Below are 24293 nucleotides of genomic sequence, written 5' to 3'. Positions count from 1 at the left end.
ACTCGATGGGAGGGCGGACCATGACCAAGGCCGAGATCGTGGAGCAGATCTACGAGCGGGTCGGCTTCTCGAAGAAGGAGTCGGCGGACCTCGTCGAGAAGGTCTTCGAGATCATCAAGGAGACCCTGGAGCGCGGGGAGAAGGTCAAGATCTCCGGTTTCGGGAACTTCGTGGTCCGCGAGAAGAACGCCCGCAAGGGCCGCAATCCCCAGACCGGCGAGGAGATCCTGCTCGAGGCGCGGAAAGTCCTCACCTTCAAGCCCAGTCTCGTGCTAAAGAACCTCCTGAACGAGGACAACCCCGAGCTGGCCGGCTCCGACGACGAGGAGGACGACGAGGAATAGCCGCGGAAGGGCGGGCTCGCGGAGGGGGGCTGCGAAAGCGATCGACGGGACGGGTGAGCCGCGCGGAGCCGGACGCAGGGGATCCGAAGAGGGGAGGGGCGCTTGGAAGGTCCTGCCCACGTGACACCGACGGGTGGCCCGGACGCCGCCGACGGGACGGCGCCCGAGAAGCGCTACTTCCGGATCGGCGAGGTGGCGAGGATCACGGGCGTGAAGCCGCACGTGCTCCGCTACTGGGAGTCCGAGTTCCGCTGGATGGCGCCCGCCAAGTCGCGCTCCAAGCAGCGCATGTACCGCCAGCGCGACATCGAGGTGGTCCAGCTCCTGAAGCGCCTGCTGCACGAGGAGCGCTTCACGATCGCGGGCGCGCGCAAGAAGCTGCGCGAGATGGGCATCCACCGCGCTCTCGACAAGCCGCAGCTGGACCTGGGCCTCGAGGTCGAGCCGATCGAGAGCCTGCGGCGCGTGCGCGAGGAGCTGCGGGCGATTCGCGCGCTGCTCTAGGCGGGCGGGGCCGGGCGGATGACTTCGCTGCGCCATCGGGTGCCGAAGGCGGCCGGCGGGCGCTCTGCGTGAGGCCGCCCGGCCGCTCGACCCCCGCGCTCGCCGGCGGCGCCGCGCTGGTGGCCCTGCTCGCCTGGCAGGGCCACCGCGTCGAGCATGCGTTGCCGGCCTTCGAGCGCGTGATCGCCGAGCTCGGACCCTGGGGACCGATCGGGCTGGCGCTCGCGATCGTGCTCCTCGGCCCGCTGCTGATCCCCGATTCGGTCTTCGGGGTCACGGCCGGCGCCTGCTTCGGCCTCGGCCTCGGGAGCGCCGCGTACTTCGCCGGTGCCTACCCGATGTGCCTGCTCGTGCAGTGGGCGAGCGGCCGCTGGCTCGGCGCTCGGGTGCTGCGGCTGCTCGCCGCGGAGCCGCGCCTGCGCGCCGTGGTCGCTGCGGCTCGTGAGGGAGGCCCGCGCCTCACCTTCCTGATCCGCCTGCTCCCGGTGAACCAGGCGCTGCTCAGCTACGCCCTCGGCGCGGCGGGGGCCCCGCTCCGCTTCGCCCTGCTCGGCAACGTCGCCATGCTCGCCCACATCCTCCCGACCGTGTACGTCGGCGCCGTCGCCGCCCACGTGACGCGGATGGCGGCGAGCCGTCACCGCGAGTGGGAGACCGGGGGTGTGCTCTTCGTCCTGGGTCTCGTGGCGTGCGTTCTCGTCACGATCCAGGTCACGCGCCGTGCCTGGGCCGCGATCGAGGCCAGGGAGCGCGCCGCCCCGGACGCCGCTCCGCGCGCACCCGCCGGGGCCTGAGGCCGCGCGCCGCCGCCCCGGCCATCGACAGCCCCGACCCCCGCCCGCTACACCCTCCCCGAGTCGGGCCGTAGCGCAGCCTGGTAGCGCGCCTGAATGGGGTTCAGGAGGTCGCGGGTTCGAATCCCGCCGGCCCGACCAATGCCTCCGGAACGAGCCGAGCGCGGCCGTTCTCTTGATCCCGCGCCTACGCGCCAGTCTCATTGCCAGTGACGATCACGTCAACGCTGCAATCGAGCACTTGGAGAAGCGAGATCAGCTGGTTCATGGACTTCCGGGTATTCGTCGTGTCGAGTAGGCGATAGAGCTGCGGCACGGACGTCTTGAGCCGTCGGGCCAGCTCGCGGCGGCTGAGGCCGCTCTCGTCGACGCGCTTCTTGGCCTCCACAGTGAGTTGATAGATGAGGAGGTCGCGGAGGTAGTTGGGATCCTCGTTGTACTCGAGCACCTGGTCGAGATGCACGGATCCTTCGTCACCGGACTCCAGGACGTAGGTGAAGGCCTCCCTTCCCAGCTCCTGGTCCACGTAGGCGTCCGCGACCCTGTCGGCCGAATTCGGCTGAGGCTCGGCCTTCACGTAGGGGAAGACGTAGGTGTCGCCGGAGTAGGTGACGACTCGGAACTCGCCCTTTCGGTTGTTCGCTTCGACCTTGCGGATCTTCACAGTGCGCCCTCGTTGTCGAGCTCGCGGATCAGCCGGCGGACCCTCGCTGTGGCCCGGCCCTTCATGGGCTGCCAGTTGTCCAGGTCCCATTTCACCACGAGCTTGCCGTCCCGGTAGACATGCACGTGGCGGGGGCTGTGGTCCCCCTTCCAGGTAAGGAAGACGTGGCCTCCCCGGCGGACCTTAGCCACTGGCAGATGTTACCAACAGTGGTATCGGTTGCAAGCTTGGACCGGAACGAGTGCAGGTGTCACCTGGCCACCCGGGTGGCTTCCTGCGTGGCCCGATCGGGCGGGGCGTTGGCCGGTGAGCCTCGCCGGACGCTACTCCCTTCTCGGATCTCGCCCACCCGAACCCCGGTGAACACGAGGAGTCGCACGGCAGCCAGGGCGGCCGGAAGCTCCGACTGCTGGCGCCGGGGGTCCTTGCCGGCCTCGCAGGACTCCTCCAGCCCCTTCCGGGCCGCGCCCCGGCGCGTCGGCTCGGCCGCGGAGAGGAAGCGCTCCCGCCGGTTCTCGGGATCGCGCCGGATGCCGCAGTCGCGCTCTCGCGGGGCTGCGGCGTCGACGGTACGCTTGTTGCGCTTCGCCATCCGACGTTCCTTCGCTCGCGACTTCCTTCGGTGAGTCGGTTCGCGTTCCGGGAAGGCCCAGGGCCAGCAATCGGGGCCGATTTCGATGATGTGGAGGCGTTCGGAGGCGTCGAGATGAAAAGCGGAGACATGCGAGAGGAATCGCACGCGAGCGCAACGTATCGCATTACTGCGTATGCCGATCGGGCGCGATGGGGTTCAGGAGCTCGCGGGTTCGAATCCCGCCGGCCCGACCAGCCACCGCCGTTGCCTCGGACTCCAACCCGGTCGTGACGTCGTTCCAGGACCAGCTCGATCGCCTCGGGGTCTCGCCGCGCAAGCGGGAGGCCCTGCTCCGTAACCACGCCTATCTGATGCCGAACCGGGTCGAGGCCTGGACGGGCGCCGGGATCCCGCTCGTGATCGGGCGGCGCGAGGGCTACCGGATCTGGGACGTGGACGGCCACGAGCTCCAGGACCTGCACCTCAACGGCGGCACCTACAACCTCGGGCATCGCCACCCCGGGATGCTGGCGGCGCTCGCCGGCGCGCTCGAGACCCTCGACGTCGGGAACCACCACTTCCCCTCGGAGGCGCGCGGCCGGCTGGCCGAGCGTCTGGCAGCCCTCACCCCGGGCGACCTCCACTACTCGGTGCTCACGCCGAGCGGGAGCGAGGCCAACGACGTGGCCATCAAGTCCGTGCGCCATGCCACGGGACGGCGCCGGATCGTGTCGCTCGGGGCGGGCTTCCACGGCACCTCCGGGCTCTCGGGCGCGGCGGGCAACGACGCCGACGCGGCCTTCTTCCTCTCCGACCACCCCGGCGAGTTCACGAAGATCCCCTTCGGCGACCTCGACGCCGCCGAGACGGCGCTGGCCCCGCGCGACGTCGCCGCGGTCCTGATCGAGCCGATCCCGGCGACCTTCGGCTTCCCCGTCCCGCCCCCGGACTACCTGCCGGGCCTGCGGGCGCTCTGCGATCGCTACGGGACCCTGCTCGTCGCCGACGAGGTGCAGACCGGACTCGGCCGTTCGGGGAGGCTCTGGGCCGTCGAGGCTTTCGGCGTGGAGCCCGACCTCCTGATCTCGGGCAAGGGTCTCGGCGCCGGTCTCTACCCGATCGGCGTCTGCGTCCTCGGCCGCCGCGCGGGCCGCTGGCTCCACGAGCGCGGCTGGGGCTACGTCTCGACCTTCGGCGGCTCGGAGCTCGGCTGCGTGGTGGCCCTGCACGCGCTCGAGCTCTGCGCCTCCGAGCAGACCGCGCGCAACGTGGCGGAGATCTCCGCCCATCTCGCGAGCGGCCTCGCGGACCTGCGCGCCCGCCGCCCCTACCTCTGCGACGTGCGCCAGCAGGGCCTGATCGTGGGCCTCGGCTTCGACGACCCGAACGGCGGCCTCCGGATGGCGGCTGCGCTCTACCAGGTGGGCCTCTGGGCGATGTTCGCAGGCTTCGACCGCCGCTATCTCCAGTGGAAGACGGGCCTCCTCGTCGACCGCGCCTACGTGGACGAGGCGCTCGACAAGCTCGAGACCGCGGTGAAGCGTGTCGCGGGCTGAGCGCCCGGCCTTCTACGCGCAGCCCGAGGCCGAGCAGATCCGCGGCCTCGAGACCCTGGCGCGCGAGGCCCTGCAAGCCTGGGCGCTCGGGGACGCCGGCCTCGCGCCCGTGGCCTACCGCGAGAACATGACCTTCCGCGTGGAGGCCGGCGCGCGCGGCCGCTTCGCCCTGCGCATCCACCAGGCCGGCTACCGCAGCGACGCCGAGATCGCGAGCGAGCTCGCCTTCATGGGCGCGCTGCGCGAGGGCGGCGTCGCGACGCCCGAGGTCGTGGCGGCGCGCGACGGCGCGCCCTTCGTCCGGGCGACGAGCCCGGCCGTGCCCGAGCCGCGCCAGTGCGATCTCTTCGAGTGGATCGAGGGCCGGCCGCTGCGGGCCACGGGAGCGGCCCTCTCGCTCCCGGACGAGGAGCTCGCGCGCGTCTACGCCGACGTCGGACGCCAGGCGGCCTCGATCGCCAACATCGCCGAGGCCTGGCAGCGCCCGCCGGGCTTCACGCGCCCGGTCTGGGACGCCGAGGGGATCTTCGGCGCGACCGCCCAGCTCGGCGACTGGCGGCGGCTCGCGCGCCTCGCGCCCGCGCAGCGCGCGCTCCTCGACCGCCTGGCCGAGCGCCTGCGCACCGACCTCGCCGCCTTCGGCCGCACCCCCGACCGCTTCGGCCTCTGCCACGGCGACTTCCTTCCCGAGAACCTGATGCTCGGCGACACGGGCCTGCGCCTGCTCGACTTCGACGACTGCGGGGAGGGCTGGACCCTGCTCGACTTCGCCACCGCCGTCTTCGACCTGCTCGGCGAGCCCTCCTTCGACGCCTGCCTGGGTGCCCTGGTGGCGGGATTCCGCGAGCGCCGCGCGCTCGCCGAGGAGCAGCTGGCGCGGCTGCCCACGTTCCTGCTCGCGCGCGCGCTCAGCTACCTCGGCTGGAGCGCCACGCGCTCGCACCTGCGCAAGGCCGAGGAGATCGCGCCGCGCCTGCTCGCGGCGCTCGAGGCCTTCGCGCCGGCCTACCTCGGGGAGAGCGGATGAGCGCCCGTCCGCCCGGCTACTACGAGAGCGCCCTGTGGCTCTACGCCGACGCCACGAGCTACGCGCCGGGCGAGACCGCCACCTTCTTCGTCTCGAGCCCGCGCTCGGACGCGCTCACCTGCACGGTCTCGCGCGCGGGCGCCGCCGAGCAGACGGTGGTCGAGCAGGGCGGCATCCACGCCGCGCCGCGGGAGGTGCCCGCGGACGCCTACCGGGCCGGCTGTGGCTGGCCGGAAAGCTTCTCCCTGCGCGTCGGAACGGACTGGCCGAGCGGGTACTACCGGGTCCGGCTGCGCGGGGGAGATCTCGACGCCGAGCACTTCCTCGTCGTGCGCTCGGCGAACCCGGGTGCGCGCGCGCGCCACGTCCTCGTGCTCGCCACCAACACCTACCAGGCCTACAACAGCTGGGGCGGCAAGAACCTCTACGGCAACGACGCCGCCTTCACCGACGGCCCCAACCAGCTCGTCCACCGCCCGGCGCCCGCGCCCGTCGTCGCCTGGGATCGCCCGTACTCGCGCTGCCTCCTCGCGCCGCCCGGGCCGGCGCGCATCCCGACGAGCCGCCGGCGCGGGATGGGCCAGGCCCTCGGTCTGCCCGATGCCGCGGCGGCGCTCGCGGTGGCGGGCGCCTCCCTCTGGGACCTGCCCGCCGGCTTCCTCCACAAGTGGGAGCAGCAGTTCGTGGCCTGGGCCGAGCGCCAGGGGATCGCGCTCGACTACCTGGCCCAGAGCGATCTCGATGCGAGGCCCGATGCGCTCGCCCCCTATCCGTCGTACCTGAGTGTCGGTCACGACGAGTACTGGACCTGGGAGGAGCGCGACGCGGTCGAGGCCTTCGTGGACGCGGGCGGTCAGGCCTCGTTCTTCTCCGGCAACGCGGCGTTCTGGCAGGTGCGCTTCGAGCGCGATGGCCGCGAGATGGCCGGCTACAAGTTCACGGCGCCGACCGACGATCCCGTCCTCGGCACCCCGCGCGAGCGGCGCGTGACGAGCCTGTGGTCCGACCCGCTGATCGGGCGGCCCGAGACCGCGATGACCGGCCTCAGCTTCGCGCGCGCCGGCTATGCGCGGGTCGGCTACGCGCTCTCGCGTGGTTCGGCCGGCTACACGATCCATCGCCCGGAGCACTGGTCGCTGGCCGGGACGGACCTGTTCTACGGCGACGTCCTCGGCGACGACTTCGCGCTCTGCGCCTACGAGACGGATGGCTGCGACTTCCGCTTCGAGAACGGGCTTCCGGTGCCGACGGGGGTCGGCGGGACGCCCGAGGACTTCGAGATCGTCGGCCTGGCCCCGGCGACGCTCGGCGAGCCGGCGCACACGCCGGGCGAGGGGCTCCTCGGCCGCGACGACGCGCGCTTCGTCGCCGATCGCGTCTTCGGCGGCGACATCGAGCGCGCCCTGCGCGGCCATGCTGCCTTCGGCAGCTTCCGCCGCGGGCGCGGGGAGGTCTTCAGCGCGGGCACCACCGAGTGGCCCTGGGGCCTCAGCGCTCCGGACCCCTTCATCGACCGGATCACGCGCAACGTCCTCGAGCGCGCCGCAAAGAGCGGAGCCCCGCGAGAGCGCCGGGCACGCTGAGCGCCCGCGCGCGCCGCTCGGCGGCCCAACGGCCCACGATCTGCACTACGGTCGGGTCCGATGCGAAGGGACACGCCCTTCGGGGCCTGGGTCGAGACCGACGTGCCGCCCCGGCTCGACGCGCTCGGCTGGTCGCGATGGCACCGCCTGTTCGTGATCGCGCTCGGGGTCACGTGGATCCTCGACGGGCTCGAAGCGAGCCTGATCGCGAACCTCGCGCCCACCCTGCGCGATCCGCGCGCGCTCGGGCTCTCGGCCGCCGAGGTGGGCTTCGCGAGCTCGGTCTACCTCGCGGGCCAGGTCGCCGGAGCGCTCGTCTTCGGCTACCTGACCGATCGCCTCGGCCGCAAGCGGCTGTTCCTCGTGACGCTCGGTCTCTACCTGGTCGCGACCGCACTCAGCGGGCTCGCGCCGGGCTACGGCGTGTTCCTCGTCTTCCGCTTCTTCGCCGGCGCCGGCATCGGGGGCGAGTACTCGGCGATCAACTCCGCGATCGACGAGCTCGTGCCCGCACGCATCCGCGGCCAGGTCGATCTCGCCATCAACGGGAGCTACTGGGTCGGCGTCGGCCTAGGCGCGGGGCTCACGCTGGTGCTGCTCGATCCCGAGCTGCTCCCGGTCGGGATCGGCTGGCGGCTCGTCTTCGCGCTCGGCGCAACGCTCGGCCTCGGCATCGTGCTCGTGCGCCGCCACATGCCCGAGAGCCCGCGCTGGCTCCTCAGCCACGGCTACCTCGCCGCGGCCTCCGAGACCGTCGATCGGATCGAGGCGCAGGTCCGTGGCCCCGGCGCCGGACGCCGGAGCGAGGTGGCGCCCGTGCGCGTCCGCGTGCACGGCCCCGTCGGCATCCCCCACCTGATCCGCACGCTCGTCCGCCGCTACCCGCGGCGCACGATCCTCGGCCTCGTGATGATGCTGGCGCAGGCCTTCCTCTACAACTCGATCTTCTTCAGCTACGGCCTGATCCTCGAGGCCTTCCACGGGGTACCCGCCGGCGACGTCGGCAAGTACGTGATCCCGTTCGCGGCCGGGAACTTCCTCGGCCCGATCCTGCTCGGGCGCTCCTTCGACCGCTGGGGGCGGCGCGTGATGATCCCCGCGACCTATGCGCTCGCGGGCCTGCTCCTGCTCGCGACCGGCGGGCTCTTCGTCGCCGGCTTCCTCGACGCGCTCACGCAGACCCTCGCGTGGTCGCTCGTCTTCTTCTTCGCGTCGGCAGCCGCGAGCTCGGCCTACCTGACGGTCAGCGAGCTCTTCCCGGTCGAGCTGCGCGGGATGGCGATCGCCGTGTTCTACGCCTTCGGCACGCTGGTCGGCGGCGTCGGGGCGCCCGCGCTCTTCGGCGCCCTCGTCGACACCCAGGACCCGAGGCAGCTCTTCGCCGGCTACGCGCTCTCGTCGGCGCTGATGATCGGCGCGGCGATCGTGGCGCGCGTGCTCGGCGTCGACGCCGAGCGCCGCTCGCTCGAGGAGCTCTGCGCCGAGCCCTAGCCGCGGGCGCTCCCGCGCTCTCTGCCGGCGTGCTCCTCGTGCGGGCGGGCGGCGCGGCGCCGGTGCCGGGCCGGCAGGTCGGGCGCGTGCATCCGCTCGCGGCTGTGGGCCCGCTCACAGCGCGCGCTCGCGCGGCGTGCGAGCCTCCTCGATCGAGGAGCCTCGTGGATGGCCCGCGATCACCTGATCCTGCTCGCCGTGCTCGTGGCGGCCCTCCTGCTCGCCGTCGCCGACCTCGCCCGGATCGGTGCCGGGCCCGAAGGGAGCGGGGTCGTGCACGCCGGCACGCACGCCGCCCCGGATCCCATGAGCGCTCTCGACCCGATCCGGGCTCGCACGCAGCGCGAGCGGTCGGCCGCGAGTGGCCTCGCGGTGGCCGGGCGGGAGGCGGACGAGCCGCCGGGCTCGCTGCCTTGAGGCGGCGGGAAGGGCGGCTCGGTGAGACGCTCGAGGCATCCGTCGTCGAGGGGCCGGGGGGCTCCTCAGGGCGGCCACCAGCGGTCGAGGGCGAGCACGAGCGCGATCGAGGCGGCGCACGCGAGCGCGGCCCCCGCGAGCGGCACCGGTTCGGGCGGCGCCGCGGGCGGCCGTCGCGAGGACGCGACGATGCCGGCCAGCGCCGCGAGCGCGATTGCCACGCCGAGCACCGGCGTCAGCGGGAAGGGCGCGTGCTCCCGCTCGAGGCGCCGCCGCTCCTCGGCGATCTCGCCCGGCGCGTGGGGCTGCTCCTCGAGACGGCGCAGCTCGGCGGCGATCCGGCGCTCGTGCTCGGGCTCGAAGGTCGCGGCGTAGACGGGATCCGCGAGCCAGCGCTGCTCGGCGCGCTGTAGGACGCCGTGGGCCGCGGCGGCGGCGAGCGCGGCGGCCGCCACGATCGCGATGCGCGTTCCGCGTCGCGGAGCCGCCACCCAGACCCCGATCCGCGCGCCGAGCCGGTGCCCCGCCACGAAGCTCGCCGCGACCAGCACGGCGCTCGCGGCGGCGACGAACGCGGTGCGCCCCGCGCCGAGCAGCCCGTGGAGGGTGCGCCCGTCGCCCGCGCCGTAGTGGACGCCCGTCGCCAGGTAGAAGAGCCCGTGGAGGACGAAGAGCAGGCCGATCGCCGTGGCGAAGAGGCCCGCGACGCCGCGCCGCCCGCGCACGAGCGCGAGCAGCGCGGCGCCGAGCGCGAGCTCGAGCGCGATCCCGCCGAGGTCGATCGCAAGCGTGCCGCCGAGGGACAGGGCCGTGCACCCGAAGGTCACGTAGCCGCCGCCGAAGAGGAAGAGCCGCAGGCCGGTGAGCCGGCAGCCGAACGCCTCCGCGACCGCGCCGTGGCCGAGGGCCTCGTGGAGCACGAGGCCCAGCCGGCTGGCGGTGAGCCCGACCAGCGCGAGCAGCGCCGCGAGCCGGAGCGCGTTCAGGCGTCCCGGTCCGTCGCCGGCACCTTCGTGAAGTCCGCCGGGCGCTTCTCGAGGAAGGCCCGGAGCGCCTCGACGTTCTCGGGCGAGCCCACGCGCACCCGGAAGGCCGCGTCCTCGCGGGCGCGCGCCGCGCGGATCCCGTCGCTGCGGACGGCGAGGAGCAGGCGCTTGGTGTAGCGGAGTGCGCCGAGCGGCTGGGCCGCGATGCGCGCCGCCAGCGCCTGGAGCTCCGGCAGCAGCCGCGCGCGCGGGAGCACGCGGCTCGCGAGCCCGAGCTCGCAGGCCCGCGCGGCGTCGATCCACTCTGCGGTGTAGAGCAGCTCGGCGGCGCGCTGGTGCCCGAGCTGGAGGGGGAGCAGGAAGCTGCTGGCCGCCTCCGGCACCACCCCGAGCGGTACGAAGGGCGCCCGCAGCCGCGCCTCCTCGGCCATCCACACCACGTCGCAGTGCAGCAGCAGCGTGAGCCCGATCCCCACGCCGACGCCGTTCACCGCCGCGAGCAGCGGCTTGTCGAAGGCCACGAGCTCGTCCATGAAGCGCGGGAAGCCGGGGCCCTCGCTGCCGCCCGGGGGCTTCGCCATCTCCCCGAGGTCCTGTCCCGCGGAGAACGCTTCCCCGGCACCGGTCACGACGACGCTGCGCACGCGATCGTCGGCGCGCGCGTCGCGCAGCGCGGCGGCCCCTTCGTGCCACATCGTCTCGTCGAAGGCGTTCTTGCGCCGCGGGCGGTTCCAGGCGAGCGTCAGCACGCCCTCCGCGAGCGTCTCCAGCACCGTCTCGCGCGCCACGCCGCCCCCTCCTCCTTCGAGGTGGAGCAGCGTAGCGGCGCGCGAGAACGGGCGCCGCTCAGGCGCCTTCGCGGGTGCGCGCGAAGTCGGCGCCGTACTCGGGCGGAAGCGTCAGCACCTCGCGCGGGAAGCGCTCGACGAGCATCTCCACCACGTCGCGCACCGACACCACGCACACCGGGCGACCCGCGCGGTCCACCACCGGAACGTGCCGGAAGCCGCCGACGCTCATCTTGTTGAGCACCCACGCGATGCTCGCGTCCTTGGGCAGCGACTCGGGATCCCGGGTCATCACCTCGGCGAGGGGCAGCGTCGCAGGATTGCGGCCGCGGTCCACGATCCGCAGCAGCACGTCGCGCTCGGTGAAGATCCCGACGACGCGGGTCTGGTTGCTCCCGTCCTCGGTGACGAGCACGCAGCCGCGGTGCTCCTTCTGCATCGCCCGCATCGCCTGGGTGACGGTGTGGGTGGGCGAGAAGAGGAGGGGGAAGCGGGTGGGCAGGTGTCGGGTCGGGGCGCGCAGCAGGCTCGCGTCGAAGCGGTTCGGCGCGGCGGACTCGCTCTCGAAGTAGCCCTCGTCCTCGGAGAAATCGTCGTCGTGCGGGGGGTTCGAGGCCATGATGCTCTCCCGTCGTTCGTCGATGGGCCCCAGCATACCCCTTCGAGATGACGTTTCGCCCACCCAAAGCGAGGTCCGTGGCCGCGGGGTACGCTCCCGCGCCGCGGAGGAGGGGGACGATGGCCGCCAAGCCGCTCGCGGAGCTCTTCGAGCGGCAGGCCCGGCGCTGGGCGATCGCCGGTGGGGCCGGCATGCCGGCCTCGCGCGGCGCCGTCGTCTCGGTGTCGCGCCAGCCCTGGGCCGGCGGCGACGCGGTGGCCGAGCGTGTCGCCGGCTGGCTCGACTACGGCCTGTTCGGGCTCGACGAGCTCCGCGAGCTGGCGCGCGACCCCGATCTTCGCGACCGACTGGTCGGGCCGCTCGCACCCGAGGTGCGTGCCGCCATCGAAGCGCGCACGCGCGCGGTCTTCGGCGATCTGGACCCGGCCGAGGCCCGGGAGCTGGCGGGGGTCGTGGCTGCGCTGGGGGAGCGCGGGATGGCGGTCGTGGTCGGGCGCGGGGCGATCCCGATCCTGCCGCGGGAGCGGACCTTGCGGGTGCTCGTCGTGGCGCCGCACGAGGAGCGGGTGCGGCGGCTCGGGGCCGGGCGCGGTCTCGCGCCCGGCGCTGCTGCGGCCGAGCTCGCACGCGAGGACGCCGGGCGCCTCGCCTTCCTGCGCGATCGCCTCGGGGTGTCCGGGGACGACCCGTGCCTCTACGACCTCGTCCTCAACACCGGGACGCTGGCCACCGACGCCGCCGCGGCGCTGGTCGTCGAGGCGGTCCGGCGGCGCTTCCCGCCGGGGGCCGAAGGCGGCTCGTGAGCCGCCGCGAGGTCGGCGGGACTGCCCCGTGAACCGCGGCCCGGCTTCGCGCGTAGAACGATCGTGGAAGCGAGGGCGATCGAAGGCTCCCGCACCCATTCGCGCCCGACCGGAGGGACCCATGGCCACGAAGCGTTGCCCCTACTGCGCCGAGGAGATCCAGGCCGAGGCGATCAAGTGCCGCTGGTGCGGGAGCCGGCTCGGCGGCGGCCCGCGCGACCCGGGCGAGTGGCACCGCGGCCACGGCGAGCGCAAGCTCGCAGGCGTGTGCGCCGCCTTCGCCCACAACCTCGAGCTCCCGGTGACCGCGGTGCGAGCCGTCTTCGTGCTCGCCACGCTCTTCCTGCACGGGATGGGCCTGCTCCTCTACGCGGCCTTCTGGTTCGTGCTGCCCGACGGACCGGGCCAGCGCTCGGCCTTCGATCGCGTCCTCGACGTGGTTCGCGACCTGCTCGGTGACCACGGCCGGCACCGGAGCGGTCCCGCGGTGCGGCGCGACGATCGCGACGGCCAGCCGGACGAATGGAGTCCGACGAGGAGCTGATGGCGGCGGTGGCACGAGGCGACGAGCGGGCGCTCGGCGCGCTCGTGGACCGCCACGCGGCGCGCATCCATGCGCACCTCGTGCGGATCTGCGGCAGCCGCGACGATGCCGACGACCTGCTCCAGGACACCTGGCTGCGGGTCGCGCGCGGCGCGCGCACCTGGCGGCCGGATCGGCCGGTGCGGCCCTGGCTCTACGGGATCGCCTCGCATCTCGCCACCGATCTGTGGCGGCGGCGCGCGGTCCGCACGCGCGCCGTTGCCGCGCGGGCGCACGAGCCGTCGCGGCCCGCCGAGTCCCCGCTCGAGGGGCTCGCGCTGCGCGAGCGCGTGGCGGAGCTGCCCGAGCGGCTCCGCGAGGTGGTGTGGCTGCGCTTCTACGCGGGGCTCGACGAGGCCGAGATGGCCGCCGCGCTCGGCATCCCGCGCGGAACCGTGAAGAGCAGGCTCCACGGCGCGCTCCGCGCCCTGAAGGACGGCTGGGAGGACGGGACGTGAGCTGCGAGACCGTGCAGGCGGCGCTCGACGAGGCCGCGGTGGAAGCTCCTGGCATGCGCGCACACCTCATCGCGTGCGCCGCATGCGCGGCGCACGCGCGCTTCCTGCACGCGCTCGCTGCGGCCACCGCGAGCCCCGCTCCGCCGCCGTCCCCGGGGCCCGAGCTGCTCGCCCGCACGCGGGTGCGCGCCGTGCGGGCGCTGCGCGCCCATGCGCCGGCGCCCGGCGGCGGCGCGTTCCGGCGCGAGCTCGCGGGCGCCCTCGCGGTGCTCTCGGTCGGGCTCCCGCTCGTGCTCGCGCACGCCTGGCTGGTCGCCGAGGGCGCTCTCGCGCTGCTCGGCGGGATCCTGCCGCCGCTGCTCCTCGACGGGCTCGGCGTCGCCTACTTCGGCTCGCTCGCCCTGGCCGTGGGGACGCTCTACGCGCTGGTCCCCCTCTGGCTGGCCACGATCCGGAGCGCACGTACGCCAGGTGCCGGCGTCCTGGAGAGTGGAACATGAGCGACCTCGACCTGCCCGTTCCCGGCGAAGCACCCGGCACGCAGCGCTGCCCCTGGTGCGCCGAGACGATCCGCGCCGAGGCGGTGAAGTGCCGCTTCTGCGGCTCGGCGCTCGAGCCCGGCTCGATGCGCTTCGTCACCGAGCCGTGGCTGCGCCCGCAGGAGGGCCGGATGCTCGCGGGCGTCTGCGCGGGCCTTGCCGAGCGGTTCGGGATCTCCGTCACGCTCGTGCGCCTCGCCTTCGTGCTCGGCGCCTTCTTCACCGGCGGCATCTTCGTGATCCTCTACCTGGCGCTCTGGCTCGCGATGCCCCCGGAAGGCCGTAGCAGCTAGGAATTCCAGGAACTTCAGCGGTCAACTTGCGAATCCCCCCGCGCTGCCCCAAGCTGCGGCGCCGGGGGGGGCGAGGTGGAAACCGCAGGCGCGGAGCTGCGCGGCGCGCGCCGGCGCATGGTGGAGCGGCTGGCAAGCGGCGGGGTGCGGGATCGGCGCGTGCTCGCCGCGCTCGAGTCCCTTCCGCGACACCAGCTCGTGCCCGAGGCCCTCCACGCCCAGGCCTATCGGGACCACGCGCTGCCGATCGGCGACGGCCAGACGATCTCGGCGCCGTCCACGGTCGCGCGCATGAGCGAGGCGCTCGAGCTCGCCGGGCGCGAGCGGGTGCTCGAGATCGGCACCGGCTCGGGCTTCCAGGCGGCGGTGCTCGGCATGCTGGCCGAGCGGGTCGTCTCGATCGAGCGGCTGCCGCGGCTCGCCGCGGCGGCGCGGCGCGCCCTCGACCGGCTCGGGATCCGCAACGTCGTCGTCCACCTGGGGGACGGCTCGCTCGGACGCCCGCACGACGGCCCCTACGACGCGATCGTGGTGACGGCCGGCGCGCCAGACCTGCCGCGCCCGCTGCTCGCGCAGCTCGCGCCGGGCGGGCGCCTGGTGGCGCCCGTCGGGCCGCGCGGCGGGCAGCGGCTCGTGCGCGTGCGGCGCACGGGTGAGGGCCGCCTGCGCGCCGAGACGCTCGGGCCGTGCCGCTTCGTGGACCTCGTCGGCCGGCACGGATGGGCCGCGTAGCACGGGCCCACGCGGCGCTCGCGCTCGCTGGCCTCGCCGTGCTGGCCGGGAGCGCGGGCTGCCGCTCGAGTCCGAAGGGCGCGGGCCCCGGCGCCTGGTACGTGGTCCGTGCCGGCGACAACCTGTGGCGCATCTCGCAGGCCACGGGGACGCCGGCCGAGGTGATCCGGCGCGTGAACCGGGTCGACGACGTCCGCACGCTCCAGATCGGCCAGCGGCTCTGGGTCCCGAAGGGCGACGGCCGCACCGGCGCTCCGGCGGTGAGCGCCGCGGCGTCGCGCGGCCCCGACACGCTCGAGCGACGCGAGGGCTGGGGAGGCGACTGCTCGGACGCCGCCCGGGAGCACGGGCTGCGCTTCGAGTGGCCCGTGCTCGGCACGCTCACCTCGGCCTACGGCGAGCGCCACGGGCGTCCCCACGACGGGATCGACGTCGCCGCCCGGCGCGGCACCCCGATCCACGCCGCGGAGGCCGGCAAGGTCGTCTACGCGGGCGACGAGCTCGGCGCCTACGGCCGCGTGGTCGTGATCAAGCACCTCGGGAGCTGGGCTACGGTCTACGCCCACAACGACGACAACCTCGTCGAGGAGGGGGACTTCGTCGAGCGGGGCGATCCGATCGCGCGCGTCGGGCGGACCGGAAACGCGACGGCGCCGCACCTGCACTTCGAGATCCGGCGCAGCAATCGCCCGCGCGACCCGCGTGTCTGCCTGCCCTGAGCGTTCCCACGAGAGAGGAGCCCCGTGCCCGACGCCGTCGATCTGCGCGCCTTCGTCCGCGACGTTCCCGACTTCCCGAAGCCCGGCATCCTGTTCCGCGACGTGACGCCGCTGCTGGCCGACGCGCGCGCCCTGGCCGCCGCGGTGCACGGCCTGGTCGAGCCCTTCCGGGGGCGTGGCGTCCAGAAGGTGCTCGGCATCGAGTCGCGCGGCTTCGTCTTCGGCCCGCCCGTCGCGCTGGCGCTCGAGGCCGGCTTCGTGCTGGTGCGCAAGGCCGGCAAGCTCCCTTGGAAGACCCGGCGGGTCACCTACGACCTCGAGTACGGTAGCGACACCGTCGAGATGCACGAGGACGCGCTGCGGCCCGGCGAGCGCGTGCTCGTCGTGGACGACCTGATCGCGACCGGCGGCACCGCGGCGGCAGCCGTGCAGCTCGCACGCGAGGCGGGCGCCGAGGTGGTGGGCTGCTCGTTCCTGGTCGAGCTGACGGCCCTCGGCGGCCGGGCGCAGCTCGGCGTCGAGGACGTCCAGGTGCTGCTCCGCTACTAGAGCCGGGGCGGGGCGCCTGATCGACGGGGCGAGCCGCGGTATCCTCGCGGGCCGCGGCGCCAAACCATCCACGGCCGCCCAAGGAGCTCCGACATGCTGCGCGCCCGCCCGCTCCCCGCCTTCCTCGTGCTCGGCCTCGCGCTGGCACCGCTGCTCGTCGCCCCGCCGGCCGCCCGGGCCGCCGAGGCCAAGCGCTACGGCGCCGAGGGCATGCTGCTCGGCTACGACGAGGCCCGGAGCGTCTTCAAGGTCAAGATCACGAGCCCCAAGGTGTCGGGCGGCTTCGGCAGCGGCGGCGTCGCCGGCAAGCCGGCCCCGGGCCTGAAGAGCGGCGAGGAGCTCGAGCTCGAGGTGGTGCCCGAGGGCAGCGTGCTCAAGCGCACCGTCATCAAGGCCTCGAAGGGCGGCGGCCTCGACAACAGCGGCACCAAGGAGGGCTTCAAGTCGGCGGTCGCCGCGATCCCCACCGACCGCGCCGTCGTCTTCTCCTTCGAGCCGCGCGAAGGGGATCCCAGGTATCTGCTCAAGATGGTCCAGATCCGCATGTCGCCCGAAGAGATCCAGAAGCGCCTGCGCGAGATCGGCCTCTCCCAGGAGGAGATCGACGAAGCGCAGCGCACCAACACCGAAGGCGCGAACTAGAGCGGCGCCGCGATGACGGCCGAGCGCGACGGTGCGAAGGTCCGGCTGCCCCCGCCGCTCGTGTACCTGCTCGCCCTGCTCGTCGCTGGCGGGCTCCACGGGATCGTGCCCCTGCGGCTTCCGCTCTCGCCCGCCGCGCGGGCGGTGGGGGCGATGCTCGGTGCGGCGCTCGGCGTCGCCTTCCTGGCCGGCGCGCTCGGCCTCTTCCGCCGCACCGGCCAGGACCCGAAGCCGTGGAAGAGCACGCCCTCGATCGTCTCGAGCGGCGTCTACCGCCGCTCGCGCAATCCCATGTACGTGGGCATGGCGCTGCTGCTCCTCGCGATCGGCTGGGGCTGGGGGAACGGTTGGGTCCTGCTCGCGATCCCGCTCGTCCTCGCCATCGTCTACGCGACGGCGATCCGTCACGAGGAGGCCTACCTCGAGGCCAAGTTCGGCGACGAGTACCTCGCCTACAAGCGCTCGACGCGGCGCTGGCTGTAGCGCAGCGCGAACCGCGTTCAGCGCGGCCGAGCCGAGACCGGTCCGCGTCTACCGACCCTTCTGCAGCCGGTCGCAAGGCCCAGTGAATCGCCCGCCGACGAATCCCCGGGCGACCATGCTGCCGGTCGCATCGTCGATCACGTAGAAGCCCTCGGGAGCCACCTGCGCGGGGCACCCCGGCGGCGTGCGCAGGTTCACGAAATGGCCCTCCACACGTACGATCCAGAAGGGCGCCGTGCTTCCCGCTCGCCCGATGTCGTCCCCACGGACGCACTCCAACGCCGTGATCCGGCGCACGCCCGCGGGCGCGGCGCTGCCGCCGGCCCCGACGAGATCCGCGACCGTCGCGGCCGTCAGGCGCGGGTGCAGACCCGGCGCGATGGAACCGGTGTAGTCGTCACCCGCGAGCGCTGGCGCTCCGAGCACGAGTAGGGAGCCGACCCGCAGGGCGGCGAGGAGGAGACCAGGCACGGCGCACCCCCGTCACCTCTTCGACGCACGGGAGCGTCGTTCCGACTCGAACTCGAAGGAACGAGTCCACAAGCTGATGGGCGCTGCCTTCGGCTCCGTCCCCTTCGCTCACCCGAGAGGGATCGCCACGAGGATCGTTCGCAACGAGTCCCCACGGTCGCTAGCCTTCCCGCCTCCCGCCCCCGTAGCTCAGATGGATAGAGCAGCGGTTTCCTAATGGGCTCGAGTGTCTGACGCATCTCTGCGTCTCTACTCGACTTCCTGTGATTCCGCGGGGTTGCGCATCCCCTCGCAATGGCCTTACATGGCCCGGTGTGGCGACGAATGAGGGGAGTCCCCCCAGTAGTCCCCCCACCTGAGCGATTCGCCTCGGGGCTAGGCCGGCCAGCCGAACGGGAGCCGCTCCGCTCCCTGCCCCGAGGCTCCCACCGGAGCGCCGCGAGGAGCAGCGGCAGCGTGTCCGACCCGGAGATGCGACGGCTCCGCCGGATGGCGGAGAGCATCGGCCGCTTCCGCGGCCGCGCGCGAACGGCAGCGGCCTACCAGGCGCTCGGCCAGGCGATCGAGACCGGCGCCTCGCGCGCGACCGTGCTCGCTGCGCTGCGCGCGCTAGGCGAGGAGATGGCGGCCGAGCTCGGCCGCCTCCACGCGCAGGGCGACGATCGCGCGGCACGCGAGCGCCTGGCGCTCGAGGTGCTGGGCTCCGAGGCAACCGACCGCCAGAAGCTCCAGCGCGTCCAGCGCGCGATGGGCTGGCAGCGGCCCCGCAAGCGCGACCCGCGCGAGCTCATCGCCGCCTACCGCGCGCTCACGCAGGGGCAGGGCATCGTGCGCCTCGCGATCGAATCCGGCCCGCGCGCTCCGCTCGAGGTGGGCGTCCCGGGCTGCCCGCTGGCCCCAGGAGCCGCGATCGCCAGGCTCCGCGAGCTCTACGCGGCGAACAGTGAGAGCGCGCTCCTGGCGGCGCTCCACGCAGCCCGGGACCACGACCCGACACCTCGGAAGCCGCTGCCGCCGCGCGCACGATGAAAAAGGTGGCACCAAGTTCTGACGTGCACGCCGCGCGCAATCGGCGCAGTGTGCGCCCATGCCCCGCGACACTCGACCGATCATCGAGCGCGACCACGACCGCGCGACGCTGTCCATGCGCGGGGTAGAGCGCGTGTACGGCCTGTCGCGCGCGTACCTGGGTGAGCTGATCCGCCGCGGCGAGATCCCCGGCGTCCGGCGCGGGCGCGCGATCCGCGTCCTGCGCGTCGACGTCGAGGCGTGGTGGCGCCGCGAGGCCGCGCGCACGACGGCGCGCGCCGAGGCCGTCGCCGAGCGCGTGCTCGAGCGCGAGGCGAGGAGCGCGGGCTGAGACGAGTGACCCCGCCGCGGCGACGAGACCACGGCGGGGTCGAGGACACGGATGCAGGTGCCCGCAAGTGTAGCGCCGCCCCCCGACCGCGCGATCCCGTCGCCGGCGGAGTCCCTGCTCGGCGGCCTCCTCGTGGGGGGCGACCCCGAGCGGGTGCGCGAGGCGCTCGCGATCGCGACGCCCGCGGACCTCGCCGACCCGCTCCTCGCGCGGGTCGCGCAGGCGATGCTCGACCTGGCCGACCGCGGCGACCCGATCGACCTACCGACCCTACACGCCGCGATGTCGCGCGAGTCCACGGGCGACGCGCACCGTGCGGCGGTGCGGCTCGCCGAGCTGGCCGATGGCGCGGCGACGGGTGCGCACGTCCTGGCGCACGCGCGCGCCGTCCATCGCGAGGCGCTCGAGCGCCGCGAGCGGCTCCTGGCGGCGCGGCTCGTCGAGCCCGCGACGCCCGACGATCTGCGCGAGGTGGCGCGCCGGGAGCTCGGCGCGATCGCGTCGGAGCTGGGCGCGCAGGAGCCGCGCATCCGGAGCTACGTCGAGCTGGTGCCCACCCGCGAGCAGCTCGCCACGCTAGCCGCGGCGCCCTCGATCGTCCCCGTCGCGACGCATGTCCTCTACCCCGGCCTGACGACCGTCTACGCGGGGCAGACAGGCATCGGCAAGACGACCTCGATCGTCCGGGTAGTCGTGGACCTGATCTACGGCCGCGAGCCCTGGACGGGCCGCCACGACGGCCGCGACCCGATGCGCGCCCTGATCGTGAGCAAGGACGACACCACCTTGTCAATCGTCCGCAAGCTCGCCGCGCTCGCCCCGGACGGCGCATGGATGGACGGCCGCGTCGCGATCATCGGCAAGGAGAAGCGCGCGCTCCCGCTCGACGATCATGGCGTGGAGGTGCTCGGCAACACGATCGCGGACGGCCGCTACGACGTGTTCGTGATCGACCCCTACCAGCACTTCTTGCCGCCGGGACTGACCGTGAACGACGACGAGGGCGCGCGCCTCGCGATCGATCAGCTCGACCGGATCGCCGAGTCGCTCGGCCCGTCGGGCGTCCTGATCCACCACCCGCGCAAGCGCCCGCCGAAGGCGAAGCCGGCCGCCGAGCTGACGAAGGGCGAGCGGATGGAGGAGATCCGCGGGAGCGCCGTCCTGGCGCAGCTCGCGCGCAGCGTGGCGACCCTCTGGGAGATCGAGCCGGGCGTGCGGATGCTCGACGCGGTCGTCAACGACGTGCCCCCGCTCTCCGAGCTCTACTTCGCGACGGCGACCCACGGCGACCGTGTGATCCGCTGGGAGCTGGCCGGGCCGCCGACCTGCGCCGAGGCCGAGGCGCTCCGGGCACGCCTGCTCGACCTCGAGTCGGGCTCCTACACCGTGACCGACCTGGCGCGGCACCTGTTCGAGATCGCGCCCGAGAGGAAGCCCTCGGGCAAGCGCCGCACGGACGCGAAGGCGCTCGCGCGCCGGATCGCCGACGAGCTGCCGGATCGATTCCGCCTGCTGCCCGAGAGCGGCCTGGAGGTGCTCTGATGCTGGAGTGTCCCGCGTGTCCCGAGGTGTCCCGGACACTCGGGACACCCCCGGTGTCCCGGTGTCCCGAGGTGTCCCCTCCTACGGAGGGGGGACACTCGGGACACCCGAGCCGGGCCACCCAAGAGGGGGAGGTGTCCCGGCGTGACGACGCCCACCTGCCGCTCGTCGAGTGCTGCGCCTGCGACGAGCCGACCTTCCGCCGCCGGCACCCGCAGCTCGGGGCGCCGGTGCGCTGCACCCGCTGCGAGGCCCTCGAGACCGACCGCCTGCGTGGGCTCGCCGCCAGGCCGAGACCCCAGCCGCGGCGGGCCGGCGGGCGCAGGCAGATCGAGGCGCTCATGCGCCAGAGGGAGACACGCCATGACCGATGACCCGACGCCCCCCCAGGAGCCGACCCCGCCGCCGGTCGACCCGGGCGCCAGCGTCGCGCCGACGCTCGCGGCGGCGCTCGTGTCCGCCCTCGGCGAGCTCCGCAACGTGGCCGCCGACGCCCGCGCGGACGTCCGCACCGACAAGGGCAACTACTCCTACGCCTACGCGACGCTCGGCCAGGTGCTCGAGCTCGCGCGCCCGGTGCTCGCGCGGCACGCGCTGGCCATCGTGCAGATACCGCTCGTCGCCGACCCACGGAGCGCGGGCGTGCGCACGATCGTGCTGCACGCATCGGGTGCCGCGCTCGAGACGGAGCTCCTGCTACCCGTCACGCGCGCTGACGCGCAGGGGGTCGGCTCGGCCCTCACCTACGCCCGGCGCTACGCCTTGGCGGCGCTCCTTGGCATCGCGACCGACGACGACGACGACGGCCAGGCCGCCTGCGCGCCGCCCTCGCGGCGCTCGGCCGAGGCGCGCGAGGAGCGCGAGCCCCGGCGCCAGTCGCGCGCGCCGGAGCGGCCGGCGCGCAGCGGCGGCGCCGAGCGGCGCATCAGCGACGCGCAGCGTAGGCGCCTGTTCGCCGTCGCTGCCGAGGCCGGCACGGCGCAGGGCTTCGACCGCGCCGACGTCGAGGCGCGCGTGCGCGCGCTCCTCGCGACGCACGGCTACGAGCACTCCGGCGACGTGCTCGCGCGCGACTACGACGCGCTCGTGTCCGCGATCGCGGGCGCCTTCACCGACGGCCCGGGCGCGGCGGCCGCCAGCGAAGGGAACCCGTTCGACTGAAGGAGGGCCACGCGAATGCTCGCGCTCCTGGCGTGCCGTGATAGCCTCTGCCGTCAAGCAGCCGGCCGCGGTGGCGTGTCGCTCCCGGGAGGGAGCGACCCGGCCGCGGATCGGAAGCCGCCGCGAGGGCGGCGCCCGGGAGGGCGGCGGACTCGCGGGGCCGACGCGATGGGCTCGGGAGCCCAGCCCATCGCGACCCGAGGTAGCGAGACGACCCCGCGCGGGGGACCGCGCCGAGGAGCTCGCCGCCGGCGGGACGAGGGCTCCAGGCGCACCCTGCGCGCGATCGCGACTCCGCACCCGGCCTGGCGGCCGGCCCCGAGCGCGGCGAGCACAGCAACCCGCGCCGCAGCTCACCGAACGAGACTCATCCAATGAGCCAGCCTGGCGGGCCTCCGGCCCGGGGTAGCGTGGCGCGTCGCGTCTTCACGCTCGAGCTCGGCGAGCGAGCGTCGGGCGACACCGAGCGCGTCGTCGAGGCCTCGCTCTCGAGCGAGGAGCCGGTCGAGCGGGCGTACGGGCGCGAGGTGCTCCGGCACACCCGCGAGGCCGTCGACCTCTCGCGAGCGAAGCGGGGCCTGGCGCTCCTCTTCGCGCACGATCCGCGCGAGCCCATCGGTCGCGTCGAGGCGATCCGCCTCGAGGGCCGGCGCCTGCGCGGGCGCCTGCGGTTCGGGAACGGGCGCCGCGCCCGTGAGCTCTTCGCGGACGTCCTCGAGGGCCTCCTACCGGAGATTTCGATCGGGTACTCGCTCGACCAAGTCGAGCGCCAGGAAGGCGAGGAGCGCGACACCTACACGGCAACCAGGTGGACGCCGTTCGAGGTGTCGCTTGTGGCGATCGCGGCCGACCCGACCGTGGGCATCGGCCGCGCGCAGGAGAGGATCGAGATCATGGAACCCAACGGAAAGACTCCCGCGCAGCTCGAGCGCGAGCGGATCGCCGAGATCCGCGCGGTGGCGGAGCGATGGAACGTGCGCGAGCAGGGCGAGCGCGCGATCAACGAGGAGTGGGCGAGCGGCGACTTCAAGGCCTGGACGCTGAAGAACGCCGTGCCGCCCGCCAAGCCGCTCGAGATGCCGACCATCGGCATGGGCGGGCGCGAGATCGAGCGCTACTCGCTCGTGCGCGCGGCGAAGGCCTTCGCCTCGCGCGACTGGCGTAGCGCGGGCCTCGAGCTCGAGGCGTCCGAAGCGGTCGCGAAGCAGCTCGGCCGCGAGGCGCGCGGGTTCTTCGTTCCGCCGGACGTGCTGACGGCGCCGCAGGCGCGCACGATCGAGAAGGGCGGCGGCGCGGCGGGCGCGGCGCTCGTCGGGACCGAGCTCCTCGCGGGCTCGTTCATCGACCTCCTGCGCAACAACGCGGCGGTGCGGGCCCTCGGCGCGACGATCCTCCCGGGGCTCGTCGGCGACGTCGACATCCCGCGCCAGAGCGGTGCGGCCTCGGCGCAATGGCTCGCCGAGGGCGGCACGGTGACCGCCTCGGACTCCGGCTTCGACGCGGTCTCGATGACGCCGAAGACGGTCGCTGCGCGAACGAACGTGACGCGCAAGATGCTGCTCCAGGGTACGCCGGCCATCGAGCATCTCGTGCGCAACGACCTGGCGCTCGTCCTCGGCCTCGCGGTCGACCTGGCCGCGATCGCGGGCTCGGGCGCCGGCAACCAGCCGCTCGGCATCCTCGGGACGACGGGCGTCGGGAGCGTCGCCATCGGCGCGAACGGCGGGCCGCCCACCTGGGCGCACGTCGTGGCGCTCGAGCGCGAGGTCGCGGCGGACAACGCCGACGTGGGCTCGCTCGCCTACCTCACGAACGCGAAAGTGCGTAGCAAGCTCAAGACGACGGAGAAGGCCACGGATACCGCCGAATTCGTGTGGGAGCACCCGGCGGGCACGCTGCCCGGGTTCGGGCTCCTGAACGGCAGCCGCGCCGCGGTCTCGAACCAGGTGCCCTCGAACCTCGTGAAGGGCTCGAGCGGCGCCGTCTGCTCGGCCATCATCTTCGGCAACTGGCGCGATCTGCTGATCGGCGAATGGGGCGTGCTCGACGTGACGACTGATCCGATCACGCTCGCCGACTCGGGCGGCCTCGTGCTGCGCGCGTTCTATGACGTCGACGTGGCGGTCCGGCACCCCGAGTCGTTCGCGATCCTGACGGACGCAACGACCACCTGAGCGCGTCAGGGCCACCCGCTCGCGCCGGCTGCCCCCATCACGGCCGGCGCGGGCGGGTGAGCTCGAGAGGTACACACGGATGCAATGGGATCTGCCGCGGCTGCGCGCCGCCTACGAGACGCCCGAGCCGGTGCTGATCCCGCTGCGCGAGCTCGGCGCACTCCTCGAGCCCGAGCACCTGGCGGCGCTCCTGGCGGGCGGGCTGCGCCTCTACGGGGCCCTGCTCCCGCTCGAGGCGGAGCCGGTGCGCGCGGTCGAGGCACACGAGCTCGTCGATGCCTGCATCGACCTCGTCGCGCGCGAGAAGGGGGCGGAGCTTCTGGCCGACCCCGCAACGGCGCCGCGGCTCGGCGCGCTCCTCGCGCGCGGCCGGCTCCATTGAGGAGCAGCGAGGGCGGGTCCTTCCTGGGGGTTCGGAAAGCGGGTACGCGCGCGCG

At 74.0% G+C, this 24293-nt stretch carries 32 protein-coding genes and 1 tRNA gene; 26 read left to right on the top strand and 7 right to left on the bottom strand.

Annotated elements, in window-relative coordinates:
- The first annotated feature begins 20 nt into the window (after positions 1 to 20).
- From OZ948_00560 to OZ948_00545, 4 genes are all read left to right on the top strand, one after another.
- Complete coding sequence (locus OZ948_00560) at positions 21 to 344, top strand: integration host factor subunit alpha (GenBank protein ID MEB2343215.1); 324 nt, start codon at positions 21 to 23, stop codon at positions 342 to 344.
- 102 nt (positions 345 to 446) lie between these two features.
- A complete protein-coding gene (locus OZ948_00555; protein MEB2343214.1) occupies positions 447 to 848 on the top strand; it encodes a MerR family transcriptional regulator in 402 nt (133 codons plus the stop codon).
- A gap of 68 nt (positions 849 to 916) precedes the next feature.
- Entirely contained in the window at positions 917 to 1642 is a 726-nt protein-coding gene (locus tag OZ948_00550) for a hypothetical protein (protein MEB2343213.1), read from the top strand.
- Positions 1643 to 1706: 64 nt separating this feature from the next.
- Positions 1707 to 1783, top strand: a tRNA-Pro gene (locus OZ948_00545).
- Between the two features lie 46 nt (positions 1784 to 1829).
- On the opposite strand, the gene OZ948_00540 is transcribed toward OZ948_00545, so the two are convergent.
- The 3 genes from OZ948_00540 to OZ948_00530 all read right to left on the bottom strand — a co-directional run bounded on the left by OZ948_00540 (position 1830) and on the right by OZ948_00530 (position 3045).
- Positions 1830 to 2306 carry a helix-turn-helix transcriptional regulator gene (locus tag OZ948_00540; protein MEB2343212.1) on the bottom strand — a complete coding sequence of 159 codons (477 nt, stop codon included), beginning with the start codon at positions 2304 to 2306 and terminating at the stop codon, positions 1830 to 1832.
- The gene (locus tag OZ948_00535; protein MEB2343211.1) at positions 2303 to 2431 is read right to left on the bottom strand and encodes a hypothetical protein; all 129 of its coding nucleotides are present in this window, start codon (positions 2429 to 2431) and stop codon (positions 2303 to 2305) included. Before OZ948_00535 ends, OZ948_00540 begins: the two co-directional genes overlap by 4 nt.
- Positions 2432 to 2556: 125 nt before the next feature.
- The gene (locus OZ948_00530) at positions 2557 to 3045 is read right to left on the bottom strand and encodes a hypothetical protein (GenBank protein MEB2343210.1); all 489 of its coding nucleotides are present in this window, start codon (positions 3043 to 3045) and stop codon (positions 2557 to 2559) included.
- Between the two features lie 122 nt (positions 3046 to 3167).
- Between OZ948_00530 and OZ948_00525 the strand changes: the two genes are divergently transcribed.
- The 5 genes from OZ948_00525 (at position 3168) to OZ948_00505 (ending at position 8954) form a co-directional block, all read left to right on the top strand.
- Positions 3168 to 4436, top strand: a complete 1269-nt coding sequence (locus tag OZ948_00525) for an aminotransferase class III-fold pyridoxal phosphate-dependent enzyme (protein MEB2343209.1) — start codon at positions 3168 to 3170, stop codon at positions 4434 to 4436.
- Positions 4423 to 5463: a phosphotransferase gene (locus OZ948_00520; protein ID MEB2343208.1), complete on the top strand. Its 1041-nt coding sequence runs from the start codon at positions 4423 to 4425 to the stop codon at positions 5461 to 5463. Before OZ948_00525 ends, OZ948_00520 begins: the two co-directional genes overlap by 14 nt.
- The gene (locus OZ948_00515; GenBank protein ID MEB2343207.1) at positions 5460 to 7046 is read left to right on the top strand and encodes a DUF4350 domain-containing protein; all 1587 of its coding nucleotides are present in this window, start codon (positions 5460 to 5462) and stop codon (positions 7044 to 7046) included. Before OZ948_00520 ends, OZ948_00515 begins: the two co-directional genes overlap by 4 nt.
- A gap of 60 nt (positions 7047 to 7106) precedes the next feature.
- Positions 7107 to 8537 carry an MFS transporter gene (locus tag OZ948_00510; protein ID MEB2343206.1) on the top strand — a complete coding sequence of 477 codons (1431 nt, stop codon included), beginning with the start codon at positions 7107 to 7109 and terminating at the stop codon, positions 8535 to 8537.
- Between the two features lie 168 nt (positions 8538 to 8705).
- Positions 8706 to 8954 (top strand): hypothetical protein, encoded by a 249-nt coding sequence (locus tag OZ948_00505; GenBank protein ID MEB2343205.1) that lies wholly within the window; start codon positions 8706 to 8708, stop codon positions 8952 to 8954.
- A gap of 65 nt (positions 8955 to 9019) precedes the next feature.
- On the opposite strand, the gene OZ948_00500 is transcribed toward OZ948_00505, so the two are convergent.
- The 3 genes from OZ948_00500 to OZ948_00490 all read right to left on the bottom strand — a co-directional run bounded on the left by OZ948_00500 (position 9020) and on the right by OZ948_00490 (position 11347).
- Entirely contained in the window at positions 9020 to 9874 is an 855-nt protein-coding gene (locus tag OZ948_00500; protein MEB2343204.1) for a hypothetical protein, read from the bottom strand.
- Between the two features lie 62 nt (positions 9875 to 9936).
- Complete coding sequence (locus OZ948_00495; protein MEB2343203.1) at positions 9937 to 10728, bottom strand: enoyl-CoA hydratase-related protein; 792 nt, start codon at positions 10726 to 10728, stop codon at positions 9937 to 9939.
- Between the two features lie 58 nt (positions 10729 to 10786).
- Positions 10787 to 11347 (bottom strand): CBS domain-containing protein, encoded by a 561-nt coding sequence (locus OZ948_00490; GenBank protein MEB2343202.1) that lies wholly within the window; start codon positions 11345 to 11347, stop codon positions 10787 to 10789.
- A 119-nt stretch (positions 11348 to 11466) separates the two neighbouring features.
- Here OZ948_00490 and OZ948_00485 point away from each other — a divergent pair, with 119 nt between their 5' ends.
- From OZ948_00485 to OZ948_00440, 10 genes are all read left to right on the top strand, one after another.
- Entirely contained in the window at positions 11467 to 12150 is a 684-nt protein-coding gene (locus tag OZ948_00485; GenBank protein MEB2343201.1) for a cytidylate kinase family protein, read from the top strand.
- Between the two features lie 121 nt (positions 12151 to 12271).
- A complete protein-coding gene (locus OZ948_00480) occupies positions 12272 to 12694 on the top strand; it encodes a PspC domain-containing protein (protein ID MEB2343200.1) in 423 nt (140 codons plus the stop codon).
- Positions 12673 to 13191, top strand: a complete 519-nt coding sequence (locus OZ948_00475; GenBank protein ID MEB2343199.1) for an RNA polymerase sigma factor — start codon at positions 12673 to 12675, stop codon at positions 13189 to 13191. Before OZ948_00480 ends, OZ948_00475 begins: the two co-directional genes overlap by 22 nt.
- On the top strand, positions 13188 to 13691 hold the full coding sequence (locus OZ948_00470) for a hypothetical protein (GenBank protein ID MEB2343198.1): 504 nt from the start codon (positions 13188 to 13190) through the stop codon (positions 13689 to 13691). Before OZ948_00475 ends, OZ948_00470 begins: the two co-directional genes overlap by 4 nt.
- Complete coding sequence (locus OZ948_00465) at positions 13688 to 14023, top strand: PspC domain-containing protein (protein ID MEB2343197.1); 336 nt, start codon at positions 13688 to 13690, stop codon at positions 14021 to 14023. Before OZ948_00470 ends, OZ948_00465 begins: the two co-directional genes overlap by 4 nt.
- Before the next feature lie 117 nt (positions 14024 to 14140).
- Complete coding sequence (locus OZ948_00460; protein ID MEB2343196.1) at positions 14141 to 14755, top strand: protein-L-isoaspartate(D-aspartate) O-methyltransferase; 615 nt, start codon at positions 14141 to 14143, stop codon at positions 14753 to 14755.
- Positions 14743 to 15474, top strand: a complete 732-nt coding sequence (locus tag OZ948_00455; GenBank protein ID MEB2343195.1) for a M23 family metallopeptidase — start codon at positions 14743 to 14745, stop codon at positions 15472 to 15474. Before OZ948_00460 ends, OZ948_00455 begins: the two co-directional genes overlap by 13 nt.
- 24 nt (positions 15475 to 15498) lie before the next feature.
- Entirely contained in the window at positions 15499 to 16023 is a 525-nt protein-coding gene (locus tag OZ948_00450) for an adenine phosphoribosyltransferase (protein MEB2343194.1), read from the top strand.
- 93 nt (positions 16024 to 16116) lie between these two features.
- Positions 16117 to 16665: a hypothetical protein gene (locus OZ948_00445; protein MEB2343193.1), complete on the top strand. Its 549-nt coding sequence runs from the start codon at positions 16117 to 16119 to the stop codon at positions 16663 to 16665.
- Positions 16666 to 16677: 12 nt separating this feature from the next.
- Positions 16678 to 17148: an isoprenylcysteine carboxylmethyltransferase family protein gene (locus OZ948_00440; GenBank protein MEB2343192.1), complete on the top strand. Its 471-nt coding sequence runs from the start codon at positions 16678 to 16680 to the stop codon at positions 17146 to 17148.
- Between the two features lie 48 nt (positions 17149 to 17196).
- Here the strand turns inward: OZ948_00440 and OZ948_00435 are convergent, their stop codons facing one another.
- Positions 17197 to 17619 carry a hypothetical protein gene (locus tag OZ948_00435; protein MEB2343191.1) on the bottom strand — a complete coding sequence of 141 codons (423 nt, stop codon included), beginning with the start codon at positions 17617 to 17619 and terminating at the stop codon, positions 17197 to 17199.
- A gap of 456 nt (positions 17620 to 18075) precedes the next feature.
- Between OZ948_00435 and OZ948_00430 the strand changes: the two genes are divergently transcribed.
- From OZ948_00430 to OZ948_00400, 7 genes are all read left to right on the top strand, one after another.
- Complete coding sequence (locus tag OZ948_00430) at positions 18076 to 18648, top strand: hypothetical protein (protein MEB2343190.1); 573 nt, start codon at positions 18076 to 18078, stop codon at positions 18646 to 18648.
- 58 nt (positions 18649 to 18706) lie between these two features.
- Positions 18707 to 18979 carry a helix-turn-helix domain-containing protein gene (locus OZ948_00425; protein MEB2343189.1) on the top strand — a complete coding sequence of 91 codons (273 nt, stop codon included), beginning with the start codon at positions 18707 to 18709 and terminating at the stop codon, positions 18977 to 18979.
- A gap of 51 nt (positions 18980 to 19030) precedes the next feature.
- Positions 19031 to 20521, top strand: coding sequence for an AAA family ATPase (locus OZ948_00420; GenBank protein ID MEB2343188.1), 1491 nt, complete (start codon positions 19031 to 19033; stop codon positions 20519 to 20521).
- A 134-nt stretch (positions 20522 to 20655) separates the two neighbouring features.
- Positions 20656 to 20895 (top strand): hypothetical protein, encoded by a 240-nt coding sequence (locus OZ948_00415; protein MEB2343187.1) that lies wholly within the window; start codon positions 20656 to 20658, stop codon positions 20893 to 20895.
- Positions 20885 to 21682 carry an ERF family protein gene (locus OZ948_00410; GenBank protein ID MEB2343186.1) on the top strand — a complete coding sequence of 266 codons (798 nt, stop codon included), beginning with the start codon at positions 20885 to 20887 and terminating at the stop codon, positions 21680 to 21682. The genes OZ948_00415 and OZ948_00410 overlap by 11 nt, the downstream gene beginning before the upstream one ends.
- Positions 21683 to 22092: 410 nt before the next feature.
- Entirely contained in the window at positions 22093 to 23856 is a 1764-nt protein-coding gene (locus OZ948_00405; GenBank protein MEB2343185.1) for a phage major capsid protein, read from the top strand.
- A gap of 79 nt (positions 23857 to 23935) precedes the next feature.
- Positions 23936 to 24238: a hypothetical protein gene (locus tag OZ948_00400; GenBank protein MEB2343184.1), complete on the top strand. Its 303-nt coding sequence runs from the start codon at positions 23936 to 23938 to the stop codon at positions 24236 to 24238.
- Positions 24239 to 24293: the final 55 nt, after the last annotated feature.

The organism is Deltaproteobacteria bacterium (assembly GCA_035063765.1).
Taxonomy (GTDB): Bacteria; Myxococcota_A; UBA9160; order UBA9160; family PR03; genus CAADGG01.
This window is presented reverse-complemented; position numbering and strand designations above follow the sequence as displayed.

Coding starts and splice junctions, on each gene's coding strand:
- OZ948_00420 (MEB2343188.1), top strand. CDS start 19,031: ATGCAGGTGCCCGCAAGTGTAGCGCCGCCCCCCGACCGCGCGATCCCG.
- OZ948_00490 (MEB2343202.1), bottom strand. CDS start 11,347: ATGGCCTCGAACCCCCCGCACGACGACGATTTCTCCGAGGACGAGGGC.
- OZ948_00475 (MEB2343199.1), top strand. CDS start 12,673: ATGGAGTCCGACGAGGAGCTGATGGCGGCGGTGGCACGAGGCGACGAG.
- OZ948_00480 (MEB2343200.1), top strand. CDS start 12,272: ATGGCCACGAAGCGTTGCCCCTACTGCGCCGAGGAGATCCAGGCCGAG.
- OZ948_00455 (MEB2343195.1), top strand. CDS start 14,743: ATGGGCCGCGTAGCACGGGCCCACGCGGCGCTCGCGCTCGCTGGCCTC.
- OZ948_00440 (MEB2343192.1), top strand. CDS start 16,678: ATGACGGCCGAGCGCGACGGTGCGAAGGTCCGGCTGCCCCCGCCGCTC.
- OZ948_00410 (MEB2343186.1), top strand. CDS start 20,885: ATGACCGATGACCCGACGCCCCCCCAGGAGCCGACCCCGCCGCCGGTC.
- OZ948_00460 (MEB2343196.1), top strand. CDS start 14,141: ATGGTGGAGCGGCTGGCAAGCGGCGGGGTGCGGGATCGGCGCGTGCTC.
- OZ948_00560 (MEB2343215.1), top strand. CDS start 21: ATGACCAAGGCCGAGATCGTGGAGCAGATCTACGAGCGGGTCGGCTTC.
- OZ948_00445 (MEB2343193.1), top strand. CDS start 16,117: ATGCTGCGCGCCCGCCCGCTCCCCGCCTTCCTCGTGCTCGGCCTCGCG.
- OZ948_00485 (MEB2343201.1), top strand. CDS start 11,467: ATGGCCGCCAAGCCGCTCGCGGAGCTCTTCGAGCGGCAGGCCCGGCGC.
- OZ948_00425 (MEB2343189.1), top strand. CDS start 18,707: ATGCCCCGCGACACTCGACCGATCATCGAGCGCGACCACGACCGCGCG.
- OZ948_00510 (MEB2343206.1), top strand. CDS start 7,107: ATGCGAAGGGACACGCCCTTCGGGGCCTGGGTCGAGACCGACGTGCCG.
- OZ948_00400 (MEB2343184.1), top strand. CDS start 23,936: ATGCAATGGGATCTGCCGCGGCTGCGCGCCGCCTACGAGACGCCCGAG.
- OZ948_00505 (MEB2343205.1), top strand. CDS start 8,706: ATGGCCCGCGATCACCTGATCCTGCTCGCCGTGCTCGTGGCGGCCCTC.
- OZ948_00515 (MEB2343207.1), top strand. CDS start 5,460: ATGAGCGCCCGTCCGCCCGGCTACTACGAGAGCGCCCTGTGGCTCTAC.
- OZ948_00465 (MEB2343197.1), top strand. CDS start 13,688: ATGAGCGACCTCGACCTGCCCGTTCCCGGCGAAGCACCCGGCACGCAG.